Annotated in this window: 1 protein-coding gene; it reads left to right on the forward strand. The window is 68.6% G+C overall.

All coding sequences use genetic code 11. From position 1 onward, the window contains the following. Positions 1-487 (forward strand): DNA-binding response regulator (locus I5E_RS12675; RefSeq protein ID WP_022907312.1); only part of this gene is annotated, 487 nt, incomplete at its 5' end. Positions 488-542: the final 55 nt, after the last annotated feature.

Raw genomic sequence — 542 nt, forward strand, 5'->3', positions numbered from 1 at the left:
CCTCAAGGACTCGATCCCGGTCTCACTGAAGATCTCCACGCTCAAGACCGCCGGCGTCAAGACCGTCGTGATGAGCACCTACTCGGAGCCGAACGTCGTCCGTGAGGCCCTCGCCTCCGGCGCCCTCGGCTACCTCGTGAAGAGCGAGGACGCCGAGATGATCGTCGAGGCCATCCGCTCCGCCCAGCGCGGCGAGCAGTACGTCTCGGCCGAGCTCGACCTGGCGATCAACAGTGGCGACGTCGGTGGCGTGCCGAAGCTCAGCGCGCAGGAGCGACGCGTGATGGCGCTCTACGGCGGCGGCGAGCCCGTGAAGAGCGTGGCGTACCAGCTCGGCATCTCCGAGGAGACCGCGAAGAGCTACCTCAAGCGCATCCGCGAGAAGTACCGCGTCGCCGGCTTCGACGTCGGCACGAAGGTCGCGCTCCGGAAGCGCGCGATCACCGACGGCATCATCGTGCAGGACGGCAGCCCGCTGGGCCTGTAGCGCGAGCAAACGCGCCACGCGCGCACGCGCCCACGCGCGTCGTGAGCAGAAGAGG

Source organism: Curtobacterium sp. B18 (assembly GCF_000333375.1).
Lineage (GTDB): Bacteria > Actinomycetota > Actinomycetes > Actinomycetales > Microbacteriaceae > Curtobacterium.